At 71.6% G+C, this 22779-nt stretch carries 25 protein-coding genes; 2 read left to right on the top strand and 23 right to left on the bottom strand.

Annotated features, from left to right (window positions below):
* Positions 1-33: 33 nt before the first annotated feature.
* From alr to glmS, 5 genes are all read right to left on the bottom strand, one after another.
* Positions 34-1191, bottom strand: coding sequence for an alanine racemase (gene alr, locus ACIQGZ_RS13825; RefSeq protein ID WP_402601679.1), 1158 nt, complete (start codon positions 1189-1191; stop codon positions 34-36).
* A 136-nt stretch (positions 1192-1327) separates the two neighbouring features.
* Positions 1328-2047: a L,D-transpeptidase family protein gene (locus ACIQGZ_RS13820; protein WP_402601677.1), complete on the bottom strand. Its 720-nt coding sequence runs from the start codon at positions 2045-2047 to the stop codon at positions 1328-1330.
* Positions 2048-2355: 308 nt separating this feature from the next.
* Positions 2356-3981, bottom strand: a complete 1626-nt coding sequence (locus tag ACIQGZ_RS13815) for an NAD(P)H-hydrate epimerase (RefSeq protein ID WP_402601675.1) — start codon at positions 3979-3981, stop codon at positions 2356-2358.
* Between the two features lie 41 nt (positions 3982-4022).
* Positions 4023-4391, bottom strand: coding sequence for a holo-ACP synthase (locus ACIQGZ_RS13810; RefSeq protein WP_402601674.1), 369 nt, complete (start codon positions 4389-4391; stop codon positions 4023-4025).
* 173 nt (positions 4392-4564) lie between these two features.
* Positions 4565-6418, bottom strand: a complete 1854-nt coding sequence (gene glmS, locus ACIQGZ_RS13805; protein WP_402601672.1) for a glutamine--fructose-6-phosphate transaminase (isomerizing) — start codon at positions 6416-6418, stop codon at positions 4565-4567.
* Between the two features lie 143 nt (positions 6419-6561).
* Between glmS and coaA the strand changes: the two genes are divergently transcribed.
* A complete protein-coding gene (coaA, locus tag ACIQGZ_RS13800; protein WP_402601671.1) occupies positions 6562-7545 on the top strand; it encodes a type I pantothenate kinase in 984 nt (327 codons plus the stop codon).
* A gap of 55 nt (positions 7546-7600) precedes the next feature.
* Here coaA and glmM read toward each other — a convergent pair whose 3' ends face one another.
* From glmM to ACIQGZ_RS13780, 4 genes are all read right to left on the bottom strand, one after another.
* Positions 7601-8962 carry a phosphoglucosamine mutase gene (gene glmM / locus ACIQGZ_RS13795; RefSeq protein WP_402601669.1) on the bottom strand — a complete coding sequence of 454 codons (1362 nt, stop codon included), beginning with the start codon at positions 8960-8962 and terminating at the stop codon, positions 7601-7603.
* 235 nt (positions 8963-9197) lie between these two features.
* Entirely contained in the window at positions 9198-9680 is a 483-nt protein-coding gene (gene rpsI / locus ACIQGZ_RS13790; protein WP_402601667.1) for a 30S ribosomal protein S9, read from the bottom strand.
* A 46-nt stretch (positions 9681-9726) separates the two neighbouring features.
* Positions 9727-10170 carry a 50S ribosomal protein L13 gene (gene rplM / locus ACIQGZ_RS13785; RefSeq protein WP_402601666.1) on the bottom strand — a complete coding sequence of 148 codons (444 nt, stop codon included), beginning with the start codon at positions 10168-10170 and terminating at the stop codon, positions 9727-9729.
* A gap of 233 nt (positions 10171-10403) precedes the next feature.
* Complete coding sequence (locus ACIQGZ_RS13780) at positions 10404-12071, bottom strand: ABC-F family ATP-binding cassette domain-containing protein (RefSeq protein WP_402601665.1); 1668 nt, start codon at positions 12069-12071, stop codon at positions 10404-10406.
* A gap of 125 nt (positions 12072-12196) precedes the next feature.
* Between ACIQGZ_RS13780 and ACIQGZ_RS13775 the strand changes: the two genes are divergently transcribed.
* Positions 12197-13456 carry a hypothetical protein gene (locus ACIQGZ_RS13775; protein ID WP_402601663.1) on the top strand — a complete coding sequence of 420 codons (1260 nt, stop codon included), beginning with the start codon at positions 12197-12199 and terminating at the stop codon, positions 13454-13456.
* On the opposite strand, the gene truA is transcribed toward ACIQGZ_RS13775, so the two are convergent.
* From truA to rplR, 14 genes are all read right to left on the bottom strand, one after another.
* A complete protein-coding gene (gene truA / locus ACIQGZ_RS13770) occupies positions 13441-14352 on the bottom strand; it encodes a tRNA pseudouridine(38-40) synthase TruA (protein ID WP_402601974.1) in 912 nt (303 codons plus the stop codon). The genes ACIQGZ_RS13775 and truA overlap by 16 nt on opposite strands.
* 108 nt (positions 14353-14460) lie before the next feature.
* A complete protein-coding gene (gene rplQ, locus ACIQGZ_RS13765; protein WP_402601661.1) occupies positions 14461-14970 on the bottom strand; it encodes a 50S ribosomal protein L17 in 510 nt (169 codons plus the stop codon).
* A gap of 109 nt (positions 14971-15079) precedes the next feature.
* The gene (locus tag ACIQGZ_RS13760) at positions 15080-16102 is read right to left on the bottom strand and encodes a DNA-directed RNA polymerase subunit alpha (RefSeq protein ID WP_402601659.1); all 1023 of its coding nucleotides are present in this window, start codon (positions 16100-16102) and stop codon (positions 15080-15082) included.
* 133 nt (positions 16103-16235) lie between these two features.
* Positions 16236-16643, bottom strand: a complete 408-nt coding sequence (rpsK, locus tag ACIQGZ_RS13755; protein WP_402601657.1) for a 30S ribosomal protein S11 — start codon at positions 16641-16643, stop codon at positions 16236-16238.
* Positions 16644-16716: 73 nt separating this feature from the next.
* Entirely contained in the window at positions 16717-17097 is a 381-nt protein-coding gene (gene rpsM / locus ACIQGZ_RS13750; protein WP_402601655.1) for a 30S ribosomal protein S13, read from the bottom strand.
* Between the two features lie 174 nt (positions 17098-17271).
* Complete coding sequence (gene rpmJ, locus ACIQGZ_RS13745) at positions 17272-17385, bottom strand: 50S ribosomal protein L36 (RefSeq protein WP_009740505.1); 114 nt, start codon at positions 17383-17385, stop codon at positions 17272-17274.
* A gap of 80 nt (positions 17386-17465) precedes the next feature.
* Entirely contained in the window at positions 17466-17687 is a 222-nt protein-coding gene (gene infA, locus ACIQGZ_RS13740) for a translation initiation factor IF-1 (RefSeq protein ID WP_014144336.1), read from the bottom strand.
* Between the two features lie 151 nt (positions 17688-17838).
* On the bottom strand, positions 17839-18678 hold the full coding sequence (map, locus tag ACIQGZ_RS13735) for a type I methionyl aminopeptidase (protein ID WP_402601653.1): 840 nt from the start codon (positions 18676-18678) through the stop codon (positions 17839-17841).
* 179 nt (positions 18679-18857) lie between these two features.
* Positions 18858-19529 (bottom strand): adenylate kinase, encoded by a 672-nt coding sequence (locus ACIQGZ_RS13730; protein WP_402601651.1) that lies wholly within the window; start codon positions 19527-19529, stop codon positions 18858-18860.
* Complete coding sequence (gene secY, locus ACIQGZ_RS13725) at positions 19529-20842, bottom strand: preprotein translocase subunit SecY (protein ID WP_402601650.1); 1314 nt, start codon at positions 20840-20842, stop codon at positions 19529-19531. The genes ACIQGZ_RS13730 and secY overlap by 1 nt, the downstream gene beginning before the upstream one ends.
* 231 nt (positions 20843-21073) lie before the next feature.
* On the bottom strand, positions 21074-21526 hold the full coding sequence (gene rplO / locus ACIQGZ_RS13720; RefSeq protein ID WP_402601648.1) for a 50S ribosomal protein L15: 453 nt from the start codon (positions 21524-21526) through the stop codon (positions 21074-21076).
* A 1-nt stretch (position 21527) separates the two neighbouring features.
* Entirely contained in the window at positions 21528-21710 is a 183-nt protein-coding gene (gene rpmD / locus ACIQGZ_RS13715) for a 50S ribosomal protein L30 (protein WP_030300409.1), read from the bottom strand.
* Complete coding sequence (gene rpsE / locus ACIQGZ_RS13710; protein WP_402601646.1) at positions 21710-22321, bottom strand: 30S ribosomal protein S5; 612 nt, start codon at positions 22319-22321, stop codon at positions 21710-21712. Before rpsE ends, rpmD begins: the two co-directional genes overlap by 1 nt.
* A 73-nt stretch (positions 22322-22394) precedes the next feature.
* Positions 22395-22778, bottom strand: a complete 384-nt coding sequence (gene rplR, locus ACIQGZ_RS13705; RefSeq protein WP_402601645.1) for a 50S ribosomal protein L18 — start codon at positions 22776-22778, stop codon at positions 22395-22397.
* Position 22779 lies beyond the last annotated feature (1 nt).

The raw sequence follows: 22779 nt of genomic DNA, 5'->3' as shown, positions 1-22779 counted from the left end.
TCGCTGCTCATGTCCGGGACTCGCTGCTCATGTTCAGGGGGTGCCCTCCTGCCCTTCGGCCTGCCCGCCCACATATCTGCGGGGGACTCTTACCCCGATCCGGGTGACGATCTCGTACGACAGCGTCCCGCAGGCCCGCGCCCAGTCCTCGGCGGTGGGCTCGCCCCGGTCACCCGGGCCGAACAGCACCGCCTCGTCGCCAGGCTCGGCGCGGTCGCCGCCGAGGTCCACCACGAACTGGTCCATCGCGACCCGGCCCGCCACGGTACGCCACTTTCCGGCCACCTGGACCGGGCCGCCGCCGCTGGCATGCCGGGGGACGCCGTCGGCGTAGCCGAGCGGGACCAGGGCGAGGGTGGTCTCGCCGGGGGTGACGTAGTGGTGGCCGTAGCTCACGCCGTGGCCGCCGGGCACCCGCTTGACCGAGGCCAGCCGGCCCGCCAGCGTCAGCACCGGGTGCAGCCCGAAGTCGGCCGGGGAGCCGACCTCCGGGACCGGTGACAGCCCGTACATCGCCAGACCCGGCCGGACCAGGTCGTATTGCGCCTCGGGCAGCAGCAGGGTGGCGGCCGAGTTGGCCAGGTGCCGTACCTCGGGCCGGACGCCCTGGGCCTCGGCGTAGTCGACGGCATCGCGGAAGGCGGCCAGCTGGAGCCGGATCGAGGGGTGTCCGGGCTCGTCGGCGGCGGCCAGGTGGGACCAGAGTCCGGCGATGCGCAGCTGCCCGGCGGCCTCGGCGCGGCGGGCGGTGGCGACCAGTGCGGGCCAGTCGTGCGGCTGGCAGCCGTTGCGGCCCAGGCCGGTGTCGGCCTTGAGGTGGACGGTGGCCGGTACGCCCGTCCGGTCGACGGCGGCGAGCAGTTCCCGCAGTGCCCAGCCGGCGCTGATCGAGATGTCCACCCCGGCCAGGATCGCTTCGGCCCACGGGCCGCCGGGCGTCCAGAGCCAGCAGAGCACCCGGGCCCGGTCGGGGCCGATCCCGGCGGCCCGCAGGGCCAGCGCCTCCTCGGGGGTGGCGGTGCCGAGCCAGGTCGCGCCCGCGTGCAGGGCCTCGCGGGCGCAGGGCACCATGCCGTGGCCGTAGGCGTCCGCCTTCACCACGGCCATCACCTGGGACCGGGGCGCCCGGCCGCGCAGGGCTTCGACATTGGCCCGAAGCGCCGCCAGGTCCACCGTGGCTTCGGCACGCATCGCTGTTCTCATCGCATGCCAGTCTCCCAGAACCTCAGGTCGGAGCCCTGCACGCCGGGGGCGGGGGTGCGGCGGGCGGACGCGAGCGCCCGCCCCGCGGACAGCTGCGGGGCGGGCGCCGGGGTGGGGGCGGCGATCAGGTGCCGGGCCGCTTGCCCCAGATGTACACATAGTCGTTCTGCTTGAGGACGCCCCACAGCCGCTTGGCGTCGCTGTTGGTCATGTTGACGCAGCCGTGTGAACCGGGCGGGGTGGAGATCGGGATGGACACCCCGTGGAACGCCTCGCCGCCGTCGAAGAACTGGCTGTACGGCATCGCCACGTTGTAGAGGGTCGACCAGTGGTCCTTGTGCCGCCAGTAGATCCGCTTGAGGCCGGTGCGGGTGACATAGCCCTTGCGGCCGGAGCGGATCTTGACCGGGCTGTAGATCACCTTCTTGCCGTTCTGCACCCACATCAGCTGGCGCTTGAGGTCCACGCAGGCGATCCGGCCCTTGTTGGTGGGGCACTTGCCGGCCGCGTTGGGGTTGGCCGCCGCCTTGAGCTGCTGCACCTTGGCCCAGGTGACCGGGCCGGCGTAGCCGATGTGCGGGTTGATCTTGTACTTGACCTGGAACTTCTGGATCGCCCGGCAGTCGGCGGCCGACTGCTTGCCGTCCACCTTCAGCTTGAGGTAGGACTCCAGCTGCCGCTGGTAGGGGCCGGCGGTCTTGGTGCAGGACGTGGCCGCCTGCGCCTCACCGCCGAGTACGAAGAGCGACACCGGCGCCACCAGGCCCACGGTGGCCAGCGCCACGCCGGCCCGCCGCCCGGCCGTGGCCGCGCGTGAGCGCCCGGATATCTGCCCGTTCCGCAATGATCTCGCCTCCTCAGCGCGCGCCCGCCGCCCGGCGGCGCGCCTCTTCCCCTGCGGGTCATGAGGGCCCTGAGGGTCGTGGGGGCGCGCACCGTGAAAGCGCACGGCGCGTCCTCCCGCACTCCCATCAAGACCACCCGAACGGCCCAACGGTTGCAGCTGCCGAGAGCCACGTCCCAGCTGTTACGGAGTCGAGACGCACCCGGGCGCAAGGGGCAGCGGAGCGGCGGTCAGCCGGTGGCGCGGCGGACGCCGACGGCGGCGGGCACCGGACGCACCCGCCGCCGCAGCGGAACCGCCAGTGCCGGTCAGCCGGCCGCCCGGACGCTGCGCCAGGCGGCACGGAGGGCGGCGGCCACCTCCAGGGCCGACACCGGGGCGCCGACCACCGGAGCGGCCGGGGTGAGCGGTGCGGTGCCCGAGCGGCCGACGGCGGCGGTACGGGCGGCCAGGCCGTGCAGATAGGCGGCGACGGAGGCGGCGTCGGCCGGGTCGAGACCGGCCGCCAGCAGCGAACCGGCCAGCCCCGACAGCACATCGCCGCTGCCCGCCGTGGCCAGCCACGCGGTACCGGTGGGATTCACCCGGACCGGCCGCCCGCCCGCCACCGGGAAGCCGGGCCACTCCCGGCCCTCGGCGGAGTGCACCTCGGCCGACTCCGCCGGGGCCGGCACCACCACCGTGGTCGACCCCTTGAGCAGCACCGCCGCCCCGTACGCCTCGGCCAGCCGCACGGCGTGCCGCAGCCGCGCCGCAGCCACCGCGTCGGCCGGCTCGCCCCGGTGCACGGCGGCCAGCAGCCGCGTCGCCTCGCCGGCGTGCGGGGTGAGCAGCACCGGGGCGCGGCGGCCCTCCAGCAGCACCGGGCCGCGCTGCGCCAGCAGGGTGAGCCCGTCCGCGTCCACCAGCACCGGCACATCGGCGGCCAGCGCCTCCTCCAGCGCCCGGTGCGCCTCCGGCCCATCCCCCAGCCCCGGACCGACCACCCAGGCCTGCACCCGCCCGGCGTCGGCCGGCCCGCCGCCGGTCACCAGCGTCTCCGGGAAGCGCCGCACCACCTCCTCGGCCGCACTGCCCGCGTACCGCACCGCGCCCGCCCCACCGTGCAGCGCCCCCGCCACCGCGAGCACCGCCGCCCCCGGATAGCGAGCCGACCCGGCCGCGATCCCCACCACGCCCCGCCGGTACTTGTCGCTCTCCCCACCGGGCAGCGGCAGCAGCCCCGCCACATCGGCGTGCTGCAACGCCTCGGCAGCGGCCGGACCGCCCGGCCGCCCCTCCCCCAGCTCCGGCCCCAGCCCGATGTCCACCAGCCGCACCACCCCCGCGTACTCGGCCCCCGGGTCCACCAGCAGCCCCGGCTTGTGCGTCCCGAACGTGACCGTCACATCGGCCCGGACGGCGGCCCCGTGCACCTCCCCCGTGTCCGCGTCCACCCCGCTCGGCAGGTCGACGGCCACCACCAGCGCCCCGCGCCGCTCCCGGGCCCGCTGCGCCGCCGCCGCGAACGGCACCGCCGCCGGCCGCAGACCGCCCGTACCGCCGATCCCCACGATCCCGTCCAGCACCAGATCGGCGTGCTCGACCCGCTCCTCCCCCTCCCCCCGGCCACCCGCCACCGAGCCGCCGGCCACCCGCAGCGCCGCCAGCCCGCCCCGATGCGCCCGCTCCGGTGCCAGCAGCACCGCCGTCACCCCGGCCCCGCGCCGGGCGAGGCGCGCCCCGGCGTAGAGCGCGTCACCCCCGTTGTCCCCGCTGCCCGCCAGCACCACCACCCTGCTGCCGTACACACTGCCACGCAGGTCCGACAACGCCCCCGCACAGGTGGCCGCCAGCCCCGCCGCCGCCCGCTGCATCAGCGTGCCCTCCGGCAGCCGCGCCATCAGCGCCGCCTCCGCCGCCCGCACCCGCTCGACCGTGTGCGCGTACCGCATCCGAGCCTCCCTCAGCGTCCTGCGCCGTACGCCGAACGGGTTCACCCCTCGGCGATCACCACCGCCGACGCTACGCCCGCGTCATGGCTGAGCGACACGTGCCACGACGTCACCCCCAGCTCCGCGGCCCGCGCCGCCACCGTGCCGGTCACCCGGAGCACCGGCCGCCCGGACGGCTCGGTGTGCACCTCCACGTCCAGCCAGTTCAGCCCGGCGGGCGCCCCCAGCGCCTTGGCCAGCGCCTCCTTGGCCGCGAACCGGGCCGCCAGCGAGGCGGTGCCGCGCCGCTCCCCGGACGCCAGATGCAGCTCGCCGTCGGTGAACAGCCGTTCGGCCATTCGGGGGGTCCGCTCCAGCGATTCGCCGAAGCGGTCGATCGCCGCGACGTCGATGCCCACGCCTATGATCATCGGCCTGCTCCTCTCCGCGACGGACCGCCGCGTGCTGCCCCCAGCATTCCGCACCGCCGCCCGCCCGGCGCGGGCACAGCGAAGCCGGGCCGCCCCACGAGGGGGGCGACCCGGCCGGTGCCGCACGGCGGACGGAGGGCGGCGGGCGGTGCCCGCCGGACGGGTGACGCCCGCTACTCCACCGTCACCGACTTGGCGAGGTTGCGCGGCTGGTCCACCTCATGGCCCTTGGCGGTGGCCAGCTCGCAGGCGAAAACCTGCAACGGCACCGTGGAGACCAGCGGCTGGAGCAGCGTCGGCGTCACCGGGATGCGGACCAGGTGGTCGGCGTACGGGGCCACCGTCTCGTCGCCCTCCTCCGCGATCACGATGGTCCGCGCACCACGGGCCCGGATCTCCTGGATGTTGGAGACGATCTTGTCGTGCAGCACCGAGCGGCCGCGCGGCGACGGCACCACCACGACCACCGGCAGCCCCGGCTCGATCAGCGCGATCGGACCGTGCTTCAGCTCGCCCGCCGCGAAGCCCTCGGCGTGCATGTACGCCAGCTCCTTGAGCTTGAGCGCGCCCTCCATCGCCACCGGGTAGCCCACATGGCGGCCCAGGAACAGCACCGAGGACGCCGAGGCCAGCGACCGGGCCAGCTCCCGCACCGGCTCCATGGTGGCCAGCACCTCCTGGACCTGCCGGGGGGCGTCGGCCAGCTGCCGGATCACGTCGGAGATCTCGTCGCCCCACTTGGTGCCGCGCACCTGGCCCAGGTAGAGGGCGACCAGGTAGCAGGCGACCAGCTGGGTGAGGAACGCCTTGGTGGAGGCCACCGCGACCTCCGGACCGGCGTGCGTGTACAGCACGGCGTCCGACTCGCGGGGGATGGTGGAGCCGTTGGTGTTGCAGATGGCCAGCACCTTGGCGCCCTGCTCACGGGCGTGCCGCAGCGCCATCAGGGTGTCCATGGTCTCGCCGGACTGCGAGATGGCGATGACCAGGGTCTGCTCGTCCAGGATCGGGTCCCGGTAGCGGAACTCGCTGGCCAGCTCGACCTCGCAGGGCACCCGGGTCCAGTGCTCGATCGCGTACTTGGCGATCATGCCCGCGTGGAAGGCGGTGCCGCACGCCACGATCACGACCTTGTCGACCGCGCGCAGCACCCGGCTCTCGATCCGCACCTCGTCCAGGGTGAGCCGGCCGTCGGAGCCGATCCGGCCCAGCAGGGTGTCCGCGACCGCCTTGGGCTGCTCGGCGATCTCCTTGAGCATGAAGTAGTCGTAACCGCCCTTCTCGGCGGCCGACGCGTCCCAGTCCACGTGGTACTCGCGGACCTCGGCGGGCGCACCGTCGAAGTCGGTGACCGTCACCGAACCGGCGCGCAGCTCCACGACCTGGTCCTGGCCGAGCTCGATCGCCTCCCGGGTGTGGGCGATGAACGCGGCCACGTCCGAGGCGAGGAAGTTCTCGCCCTCGCCGCGCCCGACCACCAGCGGCGAGTTGCGGCGGGCGCCGACCACCACGCCCGGCGCGTCCGCGTGCACCGCGACCAGGGTGAACGCCCCGTCCAGCATCCGGCAGACCCGCCGCATCGCCTCGGCCAGGTCGCCGCCGGCCGGACCGTACTCCTCCGCGAGGAGGTGCGAGACCACCTCGGTGTCGGTCTCCGAGCGCAGCTGGTGCCCGCGCTCCGCCAGCTCCGCCCGCAGCGTCGCGAAGTTCTCGATGATCCCGTTGTGGACGACCGCGACCCTGCTCGCGTCATCCAGGTGGGGGTGGGCGTTGGCATCGGTGGGACCGCCGTGGGTGGCCCACCGGGTGTGCCCGATTCCGGTGCCGCCGGACGGCAGCGGGCTCTCCGCGAGCGCCTTCTCCAGGTTGGCGAGCTTGCCCGCCCGCTTGTCGACGGCCAGCTCGCCGTCCTCGGTCTGCACGGCGACGCCCGCCGAGTCGTAGCCGCGATACTCCAGTCTCTTCAGGCCGGCGATCACTACATCGAGCGCGGGCTGCCCGCCCACGTAACCAACAATTCCGCACATGAGCGTCAGCATAAGCGGCGTACGCCCAACCGGTACGATTTGTCCGACCGCAGCACCCGGCCAGGCGCCTCCCGGGCCGGCCGTGACGGAGCCCACACGCCCCGGCCGGACCGACCGACGCCGCCCGGCCCACAATGGACCACGTGCTGATGAGCGAAGCCCGCGTGCAGTCCGCGACGGCGCCCTCCCCGACCCCGTACGTGGACCTCGACCGGGCGGAGTGGAGCGCGCTGCGCGACCGCACCCCCCTCCCGCTGACCGCCGCCGAGGTGGAGCGGCTGCGCGGGCTCGGCGACGCCATGGACCTGGACGAGGTGGTCGACGTCTACCTGCCGCTCTCCAGGCTGCTGAACCTCTACATCCACGCCACCCATGAGCTGCGCGGCGCGGTCGGCACCTTCCTGGGCAGCCGGGACGCCGAGCGGGTCCGCACCCCCTTCGTCATCGGGGTGGCCGGCTCCGTCGCGGTCGGCAAGTCCACCACCGCCCGGCTGCTCCAGGCACTGCTGGCCCGCTGGCCCGAACACCCGCAGGTGCAGCTGGTCACCACCGACGGCTTCCTGCTGCCCAACGCCGAGCTGCGCCGCCGCGGCCTGATGGCCCGCAAGGGGTTCCCCGAGTCGTACGACCGCCGGGCGCTCACCCGCTTCGTCGCGGATGTGAAGGCCGGCAAGGACCAGGTGACCGCGCCGGTCTACTCCCACCTGGTGTACGACATCGTGCCCGGCGAGAAGCTGACGGTCCGGCGGCCCGACATCCTGATCGTGGAGGGGCTGAACGTGCTCCAGCCGGCCCTTCCCGGCAAGGACGGCCGCACCCGGCTGGCGGTCTCCGACCACTTCGACTTCTCGATCTACGTGGACGCGCGCACCGACGACATCGAGAACTGGTACCTCTCCCGCTTCCGCGAACTGCGGGAGACCGCCTTCCAGGACCCCTCGTCGTACTTCCGCCGCTTCACCGACGTACCGGAGGAGGAGGCGCTGGAGTACGGGCGCACCGTCTGGCGCACCATCAACCGGCCCAATCTGCTGGAGAATGTGCTCCCCACCCGGGGCCGGGCCACCCTGGTCCTCCAGAAGGGCCCCGACCACAAGGTCCGCCGCGCCCGCCTCCGCAAACTCTGACCCCTCGCCCGCCCCGCCCCCGGTCACCGCACCGCCCCCGCAGAGCGCGAAGCCCTCAGCCCAGGTGCGTCCGCACCGCGCCCGCCAGCCGCTCCGCGACCGACTGCGCCTGCACCGCCTCAGCCGCCTCCACCATGACCCGCACCAGCGGCTCCGTCCCCGACGGCCGCAGCAGCACCCGCCCGGTGAGCCCCAGCTCCGCCTCGGCCTCGGCCACCGCGAGGGCGAGGTCGTCGCAGCTGTGCACCCGCGTCCGGTCCACCCCGGTGACGTTGATCAGCACCTGCGGCAGCCGGGTCATCACCGCCGCCAGGTCCGCGAGCGGCTGCTTGGTCGCGGCGACCCGGGCCGCCAGCATCAGGCCGGTGAGGGTGCCGTCGCCGGTGGTGGCGTGGTCCAGCAGGATGACGTGCCCGGACTGCTCGCCGCCCAGCGAGTAGCCGTGCTCCTTCATCGACTCCAGCACATAGCGGTCGCCCACGGCGGTCTGTACCAGCCCGATGCCCTCCCGCTCCATGGCCAGCTTGAAGCCCAGGTTGGACATCACGGTGCCGACCACGGTGTTCTTCCGCAGCGTCCCGGCCTCGCGCATCCCCACGGCCAGGATGGCGAGGATCTGGTCGCCGTCGACCTCGTTGCCGTTGGCGTCGACCGCCAGGCAGCGGTCGGCGTCGCCGTCATGGGCCAGGCCCAGGTCGGCGCGGTGCTCGACCACGGCGGTGCGCAGCCGGTCGATGTGGGTGGAGCCGACGCCGTCGTTGATGTTGAGGCCGTCCGGCTCCGCGCCCAGGGTGTGGACGACCTCGGCGCCGGCCCGAGCGAACGCCTCCGGGGAGATCCGGGCGGCCGCGCCGTGGGCGCCGTCGATGACGACCTTCAGCCCGTCCAGCCGGTTGGGCAGCACCGCGACCAGGTGGGCGACGTACTGGTCGAAGCCCTCGTCATAGCTGCGGACCCGGCCGACCGCCGCGCCGGTGGGCCGCTGCCAGGAGGCGTCGGCGGCGTGCCGCCGGTACTGCTCCTCGATGGCGTCCTCGATCTCGTCGGCGAGCTTGTGCCCGCCCCGGGCGAGGAACTTGATGCCGTTGTCCGGCATCGGGTTGTGGCTGGCGGAGAGCATCACGCCGAGGTCGGCGCCGAGCACACCGGTCAGGTACGCGACCGCGGGCGTCGGCAGCACGCCGACCAGCAGTACGTCCACGCCCGAGCCGGCCAGGCCGGCGACCACGGCCGCCTCCAGGAACTCGCCCGAGGCGCGGGGGTCGCGGCCGACCACCGCGACCGGCCGGTGGCCCTCGAAGGCGCCGGCGTCACCGAGTACGTGCGCTGCCGCCGCCGACAGCCCCAGCGCCAGTTCGGCGGTGAGGTCCACATTGGCGACGCCACGTACGCCGTCTGTTCCGAAGAGTCGTCCCACTGATCCATCCTCCGTGGCTCGTCGCCGCGCGGGAGCGCTCTCCCGGACCAGCGGCACACACCTGCTGCTGAGCGTGCCCACACCCGGGTTGTGCATACCGTACGACTACTCCATTGGCGCCATGCGGCACCCATGATGCCGGGTGCCGGGGAGCACGACGCCCCGGGGGCGGAGTGCTCCCGGGGCGTCGACGCGCGGAGTGGGAGCCCGAAGGCTCCCGCCCAGCGCTCGCTGCTTAGCGCTTGCTGTACTGCGGCGCCTTGCGCGCCTTCTTCAGACCGGCCTTCTTACGCTCGACCGCGCGGTCGTCACGGGTCAGGAAGCCGGCCTTCTTCAGCGGGGCGCGGTTGTTGTCCACGTCCGCCTCGTTCAGCGCGCGGGCCACGCCGAGGCGCAGCGCGCCGGCCTGGCCGGAGACGCCACCGCCGCTGATGCGGGCCACGACGTCGTAGCGGCCGTCGATCTCAAGCACCTTGAAGGGCTCGTTGACGATCTGCTGGTGCACCTTGTTGGGGAAGTACTCCTCCAGGGTGCGACCGTTGATCTTCCACACACCGGTGCCGGGGACGATGCGCACGCGGGCGATCGCCTCCTTGCGGCGGCCGAGGCCGACGCCCGGCAGGGCCTCGCCGAAGCGGGAGGCCAGCGACTCGGTGGTGTAGTTCTCCTCGACGGTCTCCTCGACCTCAAGGGGGGTCTCGATGGCAGTCTCGGCCACGGTGATCCTCAGCTCCTGCTACTCAGTTGGGGGTTGGTGGCCGGAATTACTGCGCGACCTGGGTGATCTCGAACGACACCGGCTGCTGGGCAGCGTGCGGGTGCTGGTCGCCCGAGTACACCTTCAGCTTCGAGAGCATCTGACGGCCGAGCGAGTTCTTCGGCAGCATGCCCTTGATGGCCTTCTCGACGGCCTTCTCCGGAGTCTTGTCCAGGAGGTCGCCGTAGCGCACCGAGCGGAGACCGCCCGGGTAGCCGGAGTGGCGGTAGGCGAGCTTCTGCTCCCGCTTGTTGCCGGAGAGGTGCACCTTGTCGGCGTTGATGATGATGACGAAGTCACCAGTGTCAACGTGCGGCGCGTACACCGGCTTGTGCTTGCCCCGGAGAAGGGATGCGGCCTGGGTGGCCAGGCGGCCCAGCACGACGTCGGTCGCGTCGATGACGAGCCACTGACGCTGGACGTCGCCGGGCTTAGGGCTGTACGTACGCACGGTCGTAGCCTTCGCTTTTCAGTGAGTGTGTCCTGACAGGGCCACCCGGACGATCACGATCAGCCACGACATGCCGCCTTGGACGCAACAAGGGGGATTCCGCTGGTCATCGGCCCGGTGGACCGGCGTACCGACCTCTCACGTGAGATGGAGCGAGCCAATACGCACAACAAGCTCGCAGAATACCGGGCTCGCCCCGGACGGGTCAAAACGACCCGTCCGGCGGATGGGTGTCACCGCTCGCGGTCGACCCGCTTCTCGTCCCAGACCGGCTCCGGCGCCTCATAGACCCGGCCGTCCTGCCCGAAGACCAGGAAGCGGTCGAACGAGCGGGCGAACCACCGGTCGTGGGTGACGCAGAGCACCGTCCCGTCGAAGGTGTCCAGCCCCTCCTGGAGCGCCTCGGCGCTCTCCAGGTCCAGGTTGTCGGTCGGCTCGTCCAGCAGCAGCGCGGTCACGCCGGACAGCTCCAGCCGCAGGATCATCAGCCGCGCCTGCTGCCCGCCCGACAGGCTCTCGAAGCGCTGGTCCGCCTGGCCGTGCAGCTCATAGCGGCGCAGCGCGCTCATCGCCTGGCCCCGGTCCCTGGCGTGCTCGGTCTCCAGGATCTGCTGCGGGGTGCGGCCCAGCAGCTCGGGGTGTGCGTGCGTCTGGACGAAGTGGCCGGGCACCACCCGGGCCCCCAGCCGCCACTCGCCGCCGTGCCGCACCGAGCCGTCCCCGGCCAGCAGCCGCAGGAAGTGCGACTTGCCGGAGCCGTTGGAGCCCAGCACCGCGACCCGCTCGCCGTAGAAGACCTCCAGGTCGAAGGGGGCCATCAGACCGGTGAGTTCGAGCCCCCGGCAGGTGACGGCGCGCACCCCGGTACGGCCGCCCTTCAGCCGCATGGAGATCTGCTGCTCGCGCGGCGGCAGCTCCGGCGGCCCGGCCTCCTCGAACTTGCGCAGCCTGGTCTGCGCCGCCTGGTAGCGGGAGGCCAGGCCGTCGTTGAAGGCCGCCTTGTTCTTGAGCGTGTTGACCAGCTGCTTCAGCTTGGCGTGCTCCTCGTCCCAGCGGCGGCGCAGCTCCTCCAGCCGCGCGAAGCGCTCCTTGCGGGCCTGGTGGTACGAGGCGAAGCCGTCACCGTGCACCCACACCCGGCTGCCCGCCGGGCCCGGCTCGACACTGATGATCTTGTCGGCGGTACGGGCCAGCAACTCCCGGTCGTGCGAGATGAACAGCACGGTCTTGGGCGTGGCCCGCAACTGCTCCTCCAGCCAGCGCTTGCCCGGTACGTCCAGGTAGTTGTCCGGCTCGTCCAGCAGCAGCACCTCGTCCGGGCCGCGCAGCAGCGCCTCCAGCACCAGCCGCTTCTGCTCGCCGCCGGAGAGGGTGTTCAGCCCGCGCCACTGGGCCCGCTCGAACGGCACGCCGAGCGCGGCGGTGGTGCACACGTCCCAGACGGTCTCGTACTCGTAGCCGCCCGCGTCCGCCCAGTCGGCCAGCGCCTGCGCATAGCCCAGCTGGGCCGGCTCGTCGTCCTGCGCCATCATCGCCAGCTCGGCCGCGTCCACCGCCCGAGCGGCCGCCGCGATCAGCGGCGGCGCCACCGAGACCAGCAGGTCCCGTACGCAGGCGTCCTCCGGCAGGCCGCCGACGGCGCCGTCCGGGTCGGCGGACCGGGTCCGGCCGGTGGTGCCGACGAACTGCCGCATCACGCCCAGGCCCCCGCTGACCGTGACCGTCCCGCCGTGCGGCTGGGCGTCACCCGCCACCAGGCGCAGCAGGGTGGTCTTGCCCGCGCCGTTGGCGCCGACCAGGGCGACCGACGCGCCCTCCCCCACCCGGAAGGACGCATCGTCGAACAGCACCCGCCCATCCGGCAGGTAGTACTCCAGGTGCGAGATCTCGACGTGTCCCATGGCATGGGATTGTCCGCTGCCCGGGGGCGGCGCCCAACCGCTTTTCCGGCGGCGCCCCGCCCCGGCCCGGGTCCCCCGACCGGCCCATGGGAAGGCGGTGGGGCGATGCCCTAGGATTCTGGGCCATGAGTGATGGGTGGGGAGCTGCTCCCGGACCGGGTGGACAGCAGCCGCAGGACGGGCGGCCGGAGCAGCAGGGCGGGCAGCAGCAAGGCGGCCCGCAGTGGCCCGGAGCCCAGCCCGGCGGCCCCCAGTCCTCGACCCCGGCCGGGACGACGCCGCAGGGCCTGCCGCAGCGCGCGGCGCCGGGCCAGCAGCCGCCGTACCCGCAGCAGTACGGCTACCCGCCGCAGCAGTACCCCCAGCAGCCCCAGCAGCAGTCGCCGTTCCCGCCGCACGCCACCGGCCAGCCCGCCGGCGGCTACGGCTACCCCCAGGGCGGCTACCCCCCGCAGCAGGGCGGGTACGGGCCCCCCGAGCCGCTGCCCCGCAACCCCAACGAGCCGGACTGGGCCGCGCTGGCCGAGCGGAACGACGCGGCCGCCCGCAAGCGCAAGCGGCGGCTGATGGTCGGCGGCGGCGTGCTGGCCCTGCTGCTGGTCGGCGGCGGCACGGCGGCCGGGCTGGGCGCCTTCAGCGGCGGTGACGGCACCCCTGCGGCCGCCCCCACCCCGCCGGCCGGCTCCGCGCCGCCCGCGTCGCCCTCCCCGACGCCGCCGCCCAAGCCGACCACTCCCCCGCCGCCGCCCCCGGACCCGATGGACATCATCAGCAGCCGGCGCAGCGACACCGCACCGCTGGCGGGGGCCACCCTCTACCAGCCCAAGCTGTCGGTGAACGGCCGCGAGTACACCCGGGACGGCGCCCCGCAGGCCACCACCGACTGTGCCAAGACCGGCGCCAACGGCCTGGGCGAGCTGCTGACCCAGAACAAGTGCCTGGCCGTCTACCGCGCCACCTACGTCTCCAAGGACATCGCGGTGACCGTCGGCATCGTGGCGTTCGACAACGCCGAGCAGGCGCGTGCCACCAAGAAGCACGCGCTCGGCAACCTCAACCCGATCCACCAGAAGATCGGCGCGTTCTGCCAGAACGTCTACTGCCGGTCGACCACCAATGCGATCGGCCGCTACACGTACATCACCATCGGCGGCTTCACCAACGGCAAGCGGGTGCCCAAGGACGACAAGGCCGTCCGGCAGGCCACCCTGGACATGGACGGCATGGCCCGCAACACCCTGCTACAGCGCGGCCGGGTGGCCGCCGACCGGGCGGCCGCACCGCCCGCCCAGACCACCGAGGCCACCCAGGCCCCGCCGCCCGCCCAGACCACCGGGGCCACCCAGACCACCGGGGCCACCCAGGCCGGTCAGCCCGCCGGCTGACCGGTCACCCCCGGCAGGGTGCGCAGCCGGCGGGCGGTCCGGTTCCGCTCCAGCAGCAGCGCGTCGGCCGGATAGCCGACCTCCTCCAGGGTCAGGCCGTGCGGCCGCACCACATTGACCGCCGAGTTGCGCACCCGCCCGGCCAGCACCTCGCCGGGGAAGCCGACCGGCCGCCGCCCGTCGCCCACCAGCAGCATCGCGCCGACCAGGGCGCGGACCATGTTGTGGCAGAAGGCATCGGCCCGCACCGTGGCCACCACCAGCCCGGTGGCGTCACCGCCGGCCAGCGGGTCGGCGACGGTGCGCTCCCAGTGCACGTCGAGCAGGGTGCGTACGGTCGTGGCGCCCTCCCGCTTCTTGCAGTAGGCGGCGAAGTCGTGCTCGCCCAGCAGCAGCGCGGCCGCCGCGTTCATCGCGGGGACGTCCAGCGGGCGGTCGTGCCAGAGCACATGGCCGCGCCGCAGCGGGTCCACGCCACCCGGGTGGTCGCTGACCCGGTAGGCGTACCGCCGCCAGATCGCCGCGAAGCGCGCATCGAAGCCGTACGGCGCCTCGCGCACCGACCAGACCCGGATGTCGGCGGGCAGCCGCCCGGCCAGTCGGCGCGGCAGCGGGTCGGCGTGGGCGGCCCACAGCTCGGCCGGCAGGTCGACATGGGCGACCTGGCCCCGGGCGTGCACCCCGGAGTCGGTGCGGCCCGCCACCGTCAGCTCGACCGGCTGCTCGGTCCGCAGCACCGTCCGCAGCGCCTCCTCCAGCTCCCCCTGCACCGTCCGCCGACCGGGCTGCCGCGCCCAGCCGGAGAAGGCGGCGCCGTCGTACGCCAGGTCCAGCCGGACCCGCACCAGGCCCTCGGCCGGGCCGTCCGGCGCGGGCGTCTCGGCGCACTCGTTCACCACTGCTCGAATCTCCCCTGGTACGGCGGAACGGGCCTGATACGGCGGAACGGGCCCGCTCCCCCCTTGCGGGTGGGAACGGGCCCGTCCGATGCGAACCCTGCGGGCTCAGGCGTCCTTGGCCTCGTCGGCCGGGGCCTCGGCGGCCTCGGTCTCCACAGCCTCGGTCTCCACAGCCTCGGTCTTGGGGGCCTCGTCGGCCTCCTTGACGGCGCGCTTGGTGGCGGCCTCGGCCTCGCCGACGGCGTTCTGCGCGACGGTGAGGGCCTCCACCAGCTCGATCACGGCCATCGGGGCGTTGTCGCCACGACGGGGACCGATCTTGGTGATGCGGGTGTAGCCGCCGGGGCGGTTCTCGTAGCGCGGCGCGATCTCGGTGAAGAGGGTGTGCAGCACCGACACGTCGGTGATGGTCTGACGCACCAGGCGACGGTTGTGCAGGTCGCCCTTCTTCGCCTTGGTGATCAGCCTCTCCGCCACCGGGCGCACCCGGCGGGCCTTGGCCTCGGTGGTGGTGATGCGGCCGTGCAGGAACAGCTCGCGGGCCAGACCGGCCAGCAGCAGACGCTCGTGCGCGGGACCGCCGCCGAGGCGGGCACCCTTGGTGGGACGCGGCATGGGGATCTATCTCCTCATATCTCCTGCTCCGGCCGTATCAGGTACCGGAGAGGGCCTGCGGGCACGGCGCCCGCAGGACTTGGCTCTCTGGGGTACTACTCGGTACTGCTCAGTACTGCTCGGTCTCCGCGTAGCCGGAGTCGTCCAGGTCGTCCGCGCCGAACGCGTCGGCGGCGGCGGTCGGGTCGAACCCGGGCGGGCTGTCCTTGAGGGCCAGGCCCATGCCGGCCAGCTTCGCCTTGACCTCGTCGATCGACTTCGCACCGAAGTTGCGGATGTCGAGCAGGTCGGCCTCGGAGCGGGCGACGAGCTCACCCACGGTGTGGATGCCCTCGCGCTTGAGGCAGTTGTAGGAGCGGACGGTCAGCTCCAGCTCCTCGATCGGCAGCGCCAGGTCGGCGGCCAGGGCGGCGTCCGTGGGGGACGGGCCCATGTCGATGCCCTCGGCGTCGACGTTCAGCTCGCGGGCGAGACCGAACAGCTCCACCAGGGTCTTGCCGGCCGAGGCCATGGCGTCGCGCGGGCGCATGGCGGGCTTGGTCTCGACGTCGACGATCAGCTTGTCGAAGTCGGTGCGCTGCTCGACACGGGTCGCCTCGACCTTGTACGTGACCTTGAGCACCGGCGAGTAGATCGAGTCGACCGGGATGCGGCCGATCTCCTGGCCGGACTGCTTGTTCTGCACGGCGGAGACATAGCCGCGACCGCGCTCGACGGTCAGCTCCATCTCCAGCTTGCCCTTGCCGTTCAGCGTGGCGAGGATCAGCTCGGGGTTGTGCACCTCGACACCGGCCGGGGGCGCGATGTCGGCGGCGGTGACCACACCCGGGCCCTGCTTGCGCAGGTACATCACGACCGGCTCGTCGTGCTCCGAGGAGACGACCAGCTGCTTGATGTTGAGGATGAGGTCGGTGACGTCCTCCTTGACGCCCGGCACGGTGGTGAACTCGTGCAGGACCCCGTCCACCCGGATGCTGGTGACAGCGGCACCGGGGATCGAGGAGAGGAGCGTACGGCGGAGCGAGTTGCCGAGGGTGTAGCCGAAGCCCGGCTCCAGCGGCTCGATCACGAACCGGGAGCGGAACTCGTCGACGACCTCTTCGGTCAACGAAGGGCGCTGAGCGATCAGCATGAGAGGTTTTCCTCCAGTTGTCTTCGGCACCCGCTATTTGATGCCGACGGACTCAAGCGTACGGGCTCCCGGGTGAGGGGGAGCCCGTACGCAGGGTCAAGCAGTTACCCGTGAAACCCCGGGCGCGACGGCCTCAGACGCGGCGGCGCTTGGGGGGACGGCAGCCGTTGTGCGGGGTGGGGGTGACGTCCTGGATCGAGCCCACCTCCAGGCCGGTGGCCTGGAGCGAGCGGATCGCGGTCTCACGGCCGGAGCCGGGGCCCTTGACGAACACGTCGACCTTGCGCATGCCGTGCTCCTGGGCACGGCGGCCGGCGGCCTCCGCAGCCATCTGCGCGGCGAACGGGGTGGACTTGCGGGAGCCCTTGAAGCCGACGTGGCCGGCCGACGCCCACGAGATCACATTGCCGCTCGGGTCGGTGATCGAAACGATGGTGTTGTTGAACGTGCTCTTGATGTGGGCGTGCCCGTGAGCGACGTTCTTCTTCTCCTTGCGGCGCACCTTCTTGGCGCCCGCAGCCTGACGGCCCTTCGGAGGCATAAGTCTGAATCTCCTGATGAGGTGGTCGGTCCGCTACCCGCGGGCCGGAGGGAAGTCCGGTTTGGGGGGCGGACTACTTCTTGCCCGGCTTCTTCTTGCCGGCGATGGCGCGACGCGGACCCTTGCGGGTACGGGCGTTGGTGTGGGTGCGCTGGCCGTGGACCGGCAGACCGCGGCGGTGGCGCAGGCCCTCGTAGCAGCCGATCTCGACCTTGCGGCGGATGTCGGCCTGGACCTCGCGGCGGAGGTCACCCTCGATCTTGTAGTTGGCCTCGATCCAGTCGCGGAGCTTGACCAGGTCGTCCTCGGCCATGTCACGGACGCGCACGTCCGGGCTCACGCCGGTCTCGGTCAGCGTCTGCTGCGCGCGAGTACGACCGATGCCGTAGATGTAGGTGAGGGCGATCTCGATCCGCTTCTCGCGGGGGAGGTCGACGCCGACAAGGCGTGCCATTGATGTGGCTCCTGTGGTTCTTCGGAGGTTTGGCGCGATACCGGTCTCCCCCGCTTGCGCAGGGCAGGCCCCGGCCTCCGCCGGGGGTGGCGTCCCCAGGAGGGACGGGTATCACGTGGGAAAAATTCGCGTCGCGCGAAGAATTGCAACCCGTGCAGACGGGAAGTGATCGGGTCAGCCCTGGCGCTGCTTGTGGCGCAGGTTCTCGCAGATCACCATGACCCGGCCGTGGCGGCGGATCACCTTGCACTTGTCGCAGATCTTCTTGACGCTCGGCTTGACCTTCATGGGATTCAGGTTCTCCGGGTCGTGCACCACGAGAGGGCCGCACCACTCGGGATACGGCCGTCACAGCGCGAGATCTGGTGTTACTTGTAGCGGTAGACGATGCGCCCGCGAGTGAGGTCGTACGGGCTGAGCTCGACGACAACGCGGTCGTCCGGGAGGATTCGGATGTAGTGCATCCGCATCTTGCCGCTGATGTGCGCGAGGACCTTGTGCCCGTTCTGGAGCTCCACCTTGAACATCGCGTTCGGCAGAGACTCGATGACGGTGCCCTCGATCTCGATGGCCCCTTGCTTCTTGGGCATAAGGTTCGCTGATCGCCTTCCGGGCTCGACTACCTTGATCGCCCCAAACCGGTCCCCGGACACGCCGAAGCCAGGAATGAGCCGACGCGTCAGTCTACTTCAGCGGGCAATCAAACGCGAAACCGGGACCCGGCACCCTACCCCGACCGGCTCAGGCCAGCGGGTCCGGCGCCACGGTGATCCCCAGCTCCGCGAGCTTGGCCCGGCCGCCGTCGAAGGCGGTGAGGACCAGCGGCCCCTCCTCGGTCAGCGCCACCGAGTGCTCCCAGTGCGAGGCCCAGGTGCCGTCATTGGTCTTCACCGTCCACTCGTCCTCCAGCACATGGGTGTGCGGGGTGCCCAGGCTGACCATCGGCTCGATCGCCAGGCACATCCCGGTCACCAGCTTGGGGCCGGGCCGGCGGCCGCGCTCGACGTAGTTGAGGACGTGCGGCTCCATGTGCATGGCCGAGCCGATGCCATGGCCGCCGTAGCCCTCGATGATCCCGTACTTGCCCTTGGGCGGCAGCGGCTGCCGGCGGATGTACGACTCCACGCCCCGGCTGATGTCCTGGAGCCGGTTGCCGCGCTTCACCGCCGCGATGCCGGCCCACATCGAGCCCTCGGTGACCCGGCTCAGCTGGAGCAGTTCCGGGGCGACCTCGCCCACCGGCACCGTGATGGCCGCGTCGCCGTGCCAGCCGTCGACGATGGCGCCGCAGTCGATCGAGATGAAGTCGCCCTCGGCCAGCACCCGGCCGCCGGGGATGCCGTGCACCACCTCGTCGTTCACCGAGGCGCAGATCACGCCGGGGAACCAGAGGCCGCCGTGGTCGGCCCGGAAGTTGGAGGTGGCGCCGTGGTCGGCGATCACCTTGGCGGCGATCTCGTCCAGCTCACCGGTGGTCACCCCGGGGGCGACGGCCTCCCGGCACGCCTTGAGCGCCTCGGCGACGACCAACCCGGCCGCGCGCATCTTCGCGATCTGCTCGGGGGTCTTGATCTCTACCATGCGCCCTTGCCTTCCCAGCACCACTGCGTGATCTCCATACCTGGTCCCACTTGTCCGGTCCCACCGCTCCGTGTCGAAGCCGATCCCTCCACGGTACGGCCTGGCGGGCCCGGTACACACGAGGGCCGCGGCAGCCCCTCCCGGCGCTGCCGCGGCCCTGTGCGTAACTGCCTACTGCCTCACTCGCCCGACTTGCGAAGCGCCTCGATGGCGCGCTCCGTCACCTCGGACACCTTGCCCAGCGCCGGGATGGTCACCAGCAGACCCTGGTCCGCGTAGTAGCCGATGATGGGCTCGGTCTTGGTGTGGTACTCCTCCAGCCGGACCCGGACGGCCTCTTCGGTGTCGTCCGAACGCTGGTAGAGCTCGCCGCCGCACTCGTCGCACACGCCCTCGACGGCCGGCGGGTTGTAGTTCACGTGGAACACGTGGCTGCCGTCCTTGCGGCACAGCCGGCGACCGGCGATCCGCTTGACGACCTCGTCCTCGGGGACCTCCAGGTCCAGCACGCCGTCCAGTCCGCGCGAGCCGCCCTCGGGGGCGTCCTCGGCCAGGATCTCGTCCAGGGCCTTGGCCTGGCCGAGGTTGCGCGGAAAGCCGTCGAGCAGGAAGCCCTTGGCCGCATCGGGCTGGGCCATGCGGTCCCTGGCCATCCCGATGGTGATCTCGTCGGGTACCAGCTTGCCCGCGTCCATGTACGCCTTGGCCTCGAGCCCCAGCGGGGTGCTCTGGCTGATGTTGGCGCGGAACAGGTCGCCGGTGGAGATGTGCGGGATGGAGAGGGTCTTGGCCAGGAGGTGCGCCTGGGTCCCCTTTCCGGCCCCGGGCGGTCCGACGAGGACGATTCGCATCAGCGGAGGAACCCTTCGTAGTTACGCTGCTGGAGCTGGCTCTCGATCTGCTTGACAGTTTCGAGGCCGACACCCACGACGATGAGGATGCTGGTGCCGCCGAACGGGAAGTTCTGGTTGGCCCCGAACGCCACCAGAGCGATCATCGGGATCAGCGCGATGACGCCCAGATAGAGGGAACCGGGCCAGGTGATCCTGGTAAGGACGTAGTTCAGGTACTCCGCCGTGGGGCGGCCGGCCCGGATACCCGGGATGAAGCCACCATACTTCTTCATGTTGTCGGCGACTTCCTCGGGGTTGAAGGAGATCGCGACGTAGAAGAAGGCGAAGAAGACGATCAGCAGGAAGTAGATCGCCATGTAGATCGGGTGGTCGCCCTTGGTGAAGTTGTCCTTGATCCAGACCGCCCAGCCGGAGGTGCTGTTGGTCATCTGGACGATCAGCGACGGGATGTACAGCAGCGACGAGGCGAAGATAACCGGGATGACACCGGCCTGGTTCACCTTGAGCGGGATGTAGGTGGACGTGCCGCCGAAGGCCCGGCGGCCGATCATGCGCTTGGCGTACTGGACCGGAATCCGGCGCTGAGCCTGCTCCACAAAGATGACCAGCGCGATCACGACCATGCCGATGGCGATGACGCTGAAGAACTCGACCCAGCCGCCGCCGATCTTGCCCTGCATCTTGATCGCCCACAGCGAGGTCGGGAACTGCGCCGCGATCGAGGTGAAGATCAGGATCGACATGCCGTTGCCGATGCCCCGGTCGGTGATGAGCTCGCCCAGCCACATGACCACGGTGGTGCCCGCGGTCATGGTGATCACCATCGTGGCGATCCGGAAGACCGAGTCGTCCGGCACGATCTGGTTGCCGACCGAGCAGCCGCTGAAGAGCGCACCGCTGGACGCGGTCGCGACGATGCCGGTGCCCTGGAGCACGGCGAGCGCGATGGTCAGGTACCGGGTGTACTGCGTGATCTTCGCCGTACCGGCCTGGCCCTCCTTCTTCAGCGCCTCAAGCCGCGGGATGACCACGGTGAGCAGCTGGAGGATGATGCTGGCGGTGATGTACGGCATGATGCCGAGGGCGAAGATCGTCAGCTGGAGCAGCGCACCGCCACTGAACAGGTTCACCAGACCGAAGAGGCCCTGGCTGCCCTTGCTCTCGTCGATGCAGGTGTGGACGTTCTGGAAGCTGATCCCCGGGATGGGGATGTGTGCGCCGAGCCGGAACAGCACCATGATGCCCAGCGTGAACAGCAGCTTCTTGCGCAGGTCGGGCGTCTTGAACGCCCGCGCGAACGCACTGAGCACGGTGCCTCCTGCGCCTCCCGCACGTCGTCGGCGGAAGGGTCGGTGTGATGGGGACCGTCGGCCTTCAGGCAGAGTCTGCGGCCAACCTACAAGTGGACTCCAGGACTCTAACAGTGCGTGGCCACTCGAATGAAGCGCGTGGCGCCCTGGAACACTGATCACGAAGGTTAAAAAAGTGCGGGGCCGCCCCTCCGAAGAGGGACGGCCCCGCACTCACGCTGTCGACCGGACTCAGATGAGCTCGGTGACGGTGCCGCCGGCAGCGGCGATCTTCTCCTTGGCGGAGCCGGAGACGGCGTCCACCGTCACCTGCAGCGCCACCGAGATCTCGCCGGTGCCGAGCACCTTGACGAGCTGGTTCTTGCGAACCGCGCCCTTGGCCACCAGGTCGGCCACGGTGACCTCGCCACCCTCGGGGTAGAGAGCCGTGAGCTTGTCCAGGTTCACCACCTGGAACTCGACCTTGAAGGGGTTCTTGAAGCCCTTCAGCTTCGGCAGGCGCATGTGGAGGGGCATCTGGCCACCCTCGAAGCGCTGCGGAACCTGGTAGCGGGCCTTGGTGCCCTTGGTACCACGACCAGCGGTCTTGCCCTTGGAGCCCTCACCACGACCCACACGGATCTTGGCGGTCTTGGCGCCCGGGGCGGGCCGCAGGTTGTGGATCTTGATCGGGTTGTCGCCCATGTCAGTCCACCTCCTCGACCGTGACGAGGTGACGCACGGTCTGGGCCATCCCGCGGATCTCGGGACGGTCCTCCTTCACGACCACATCGTGCATGCGCTTCAGACCCAGCGAGCGCAGCGTCTCACGGTGGTTCTGCTTGCTGCCGATGTAGGACTTGGTCTGCGTGATCTTCAGGCGAGCCATCAGGCACTCGCCCCCGCAGCGCGCGCCCGCAGCAGTGCGGCGGGGGCCACGTCCTCGAGCGGCAGTCCACGGCGGGCAGCGATCTCCTCGGGGCGCACAAGGCCCTTCAGAGCCGCCACCGTGGCGTGCACGATGTTGATGGCGTTGTCGGAGCCGAGGGACTTCGACAGGATGTCGTGAACGCCGGCGCACTCCAGGACGGCGCGCACCGGGCCACCGGCGATGACGCCGGTACCGGGGGAGGCCGGCTTCAGCAGCACGACGCCCGCGGCCTTCTCACCCTGGATCGGGTGCGGGATGGTGCCCTGGATACGGGGGACCTTGAAGAAGTGCTTCTTGGCCTCCTCAACGCCCTTGGCGATGGCGGCCGGCACCTCCTTCGCCTTGCCGTAACCGACACCCACGGTGCCGTCACCGTCGCCCACCACGACCAGCGCGGTGAAGCTGAAGCGACGTCCACCCTTGACTACCTTGGCGACACGGTTGATGGCGACGACACGCTCGACGTAGGCGGTCTTCTCGACGGCCTGACCGCCGTCCCGACCGTCCCGCTTACGGTCACGCCGCTCGCCGCCACCGGCGCCGCCACCGCGGCGCTGGGGTCCAGCCATTGGAATTACCTCTCTCGTTTGCGTCCGCTGACGGTCCACCCCCGCCTGGGCGGGGATGGTGGCGACGAACGGGTCAGAAGTCGAGCCCGGCCTCGCGGGCCGCGTCGGCCAGGGCCGCGATGCGGCCGGCGTAGCGGTTGCCAGCGCGGTCGAAAACGACCTGCTCGATGCCGGCGGCCTTGGCGCGCTCGGCGACCAGGGCGCCGACCTTCTTGGCCTGCTCGGTCTTGTCGCCCTCGTTGCCGCGGATCGACACGTCGAGGGTCGACGCCGACACCAGGGTGTGCCCCTGGGCGTCGTCGATCACCTGGGCGACCATGTGGCGGTTCGAGCGGGTCACGACGAGGCGCGGACGCACCTCGCTGCCGACGACGCGCTTGCGCACGCGAATGGCACGGCGCTTGCGGGCGGCACCCTTGTAGGCGTTGCCCTTGCCGATCTTCACACCGACTGCCATG

Source organism: Streptomyces sp. NPDC092296, from assembly GCF_044755465.1.
In the GTDB taxonomy this organism is placed as follows: Bacteria; Actinomycetota; Actinomycetes; order Streptomycetales; family Streptomycetaceae; genus Peterkaempfera.
Note: the sequence above shows the minus strand (reverse complement) of the source record. Positions and strands in the feature narration are given on the sequence as shown.

What these genes read in the sequence shown, in the direction of transcription:
- alr (WP_402601679.1), bottom strand. Translation starts at nt 1,191, where the DNA reads ATGCGTGCCGAAGCCACGGTGGACCTGGCGGCGCTTCGGGCCAATGTC.
- ACIQGZ_RS13815 (WP_402601675.1), bottom strand. Translation starts at nt 3,981, where the DNA reads ATGCGGTACGCGCACACGGTCGAGCGGGTGCGGGCGGCGGAGGCGGCG.
- ACIQGZ_RS13810 (WP_402601674.1), bottom strand. Translation starts at nt 4,391, where the DNA reads ATGATCATAGGCGTGGGCATCGACGTCGCGGCGATCGACCGCTTCGGC.
- glmS (WP_402601672.1), bottom strand. Translation starts at nt 6,418, where the DNA reads ATGTGCGGAATTGTTGGTTACGTGGGCGGGCAGCCCGCGCTCGATGTA.
- ACIQGZ_RS13780 (WP_402601665.1), bottom strand. Translation starts at nt 12,071, where the DNA reads ATGGGACACGTCGAGATCTCGCACCTGGAGTACTACCTGCCGGATGGG.
- ACIQGZ_RS13775 (WP_402601663.1), top strand. Translation starts at nt 12,197, where the DNA reads ATGAGTGATGGGTGGGGAGCTGCTCCCGGACCGGGTGGACAGCAGCCG.
- rplQ (WP_402601661.1), bottom strand. Translation starts at nt 14,970, where the DNA reads ATGCCGCGTCCCACCAAGGGTGCCCGCCTCGGCGGCGGTCCCGCGCAC.
- ACIQGZ_RS13760 (WP_402601659.1), bottom strand. Translation starts at nt 16,102, where the DNA reads ATGCTGATCGCTCAGCGCCCTTCGTTGACCGAAGAGGTCGTCGACGAG.
- rpsK (WP_402601657.1), bottom strand. Translation starts at nt 16,643, where the DNA reads ATGCCTCCGAAGGGCCGTCAGGCTGCGGGCGCCAAGAAGGTGCGCCGC.
- rpsM (WP_402601655.1), bottom strand. Translation starts at nt 17,097, where the DNA reads ATGGCACGCCTTGTCGGCGTCGACCTCCCCCGCGAGAAGCGGATCGAG.
- rpmJ (WP_009740505.1), bottom strand. Translation starts at nt 17,385, where the DNA reads ATGAAGGTCAAGCCGAGCGTCAAGAAGATCTGCGACAAGTGCAAGGTG.
- infA (WP_014144336.1), bottom strand. Translation starts at nt 17,687, where the DNA reads ATGCCCAAGAAGCAAGGGGCCATCGAGATCGAGGGCACCGTCATCGAG.
- map (WP_402601653.1), bottom strand. Translation starts at nt 18,678, where the DNA reads ATGGTAGAGATCAAGACCCCCGAGCAGATCGCGAAGATGCGCGCGGCC.
- ACIQGZ_RS13730 (WP_402601651.1), bottom strand. Translation starts at nt 19,529, where the DNA reads ATGCGAATCGTCCTCGTCGGACCGCCCGGGGCCGGAAAGGGGACCCAG.
- rplO (WP_402601648.1), bottom strand. Translation starts at nt 21,526, where the DNA reads ATGGGCGACAACCCGATCAAGATCCACAACCTGCGGCCCGCCCCGGGC.
- rpmD (WP_030300409.1), bottom strand. Translation starts at nt 21,710, where the DNA reads ATGGCTCGCCTGAAGATCACGCAGACCAAGTCCTACATCGGCAGCAAG.
- rpsE (WP_402601646.1), bottom strand. Translation starts at nt 22,321, where the DNA reads ATGGCTGGACCCCAGCGCCGCGGTGGCGGCGCCGGTGGCGGCGAGCGG.
- rplR (WP_402601645.1), bottom strand. Translation starts at nt 22,778, where the DNA reads ATGGCAGTCGGTGTGAAGATCGGCAAGGGCAACGCCTACAAGGGTGCC.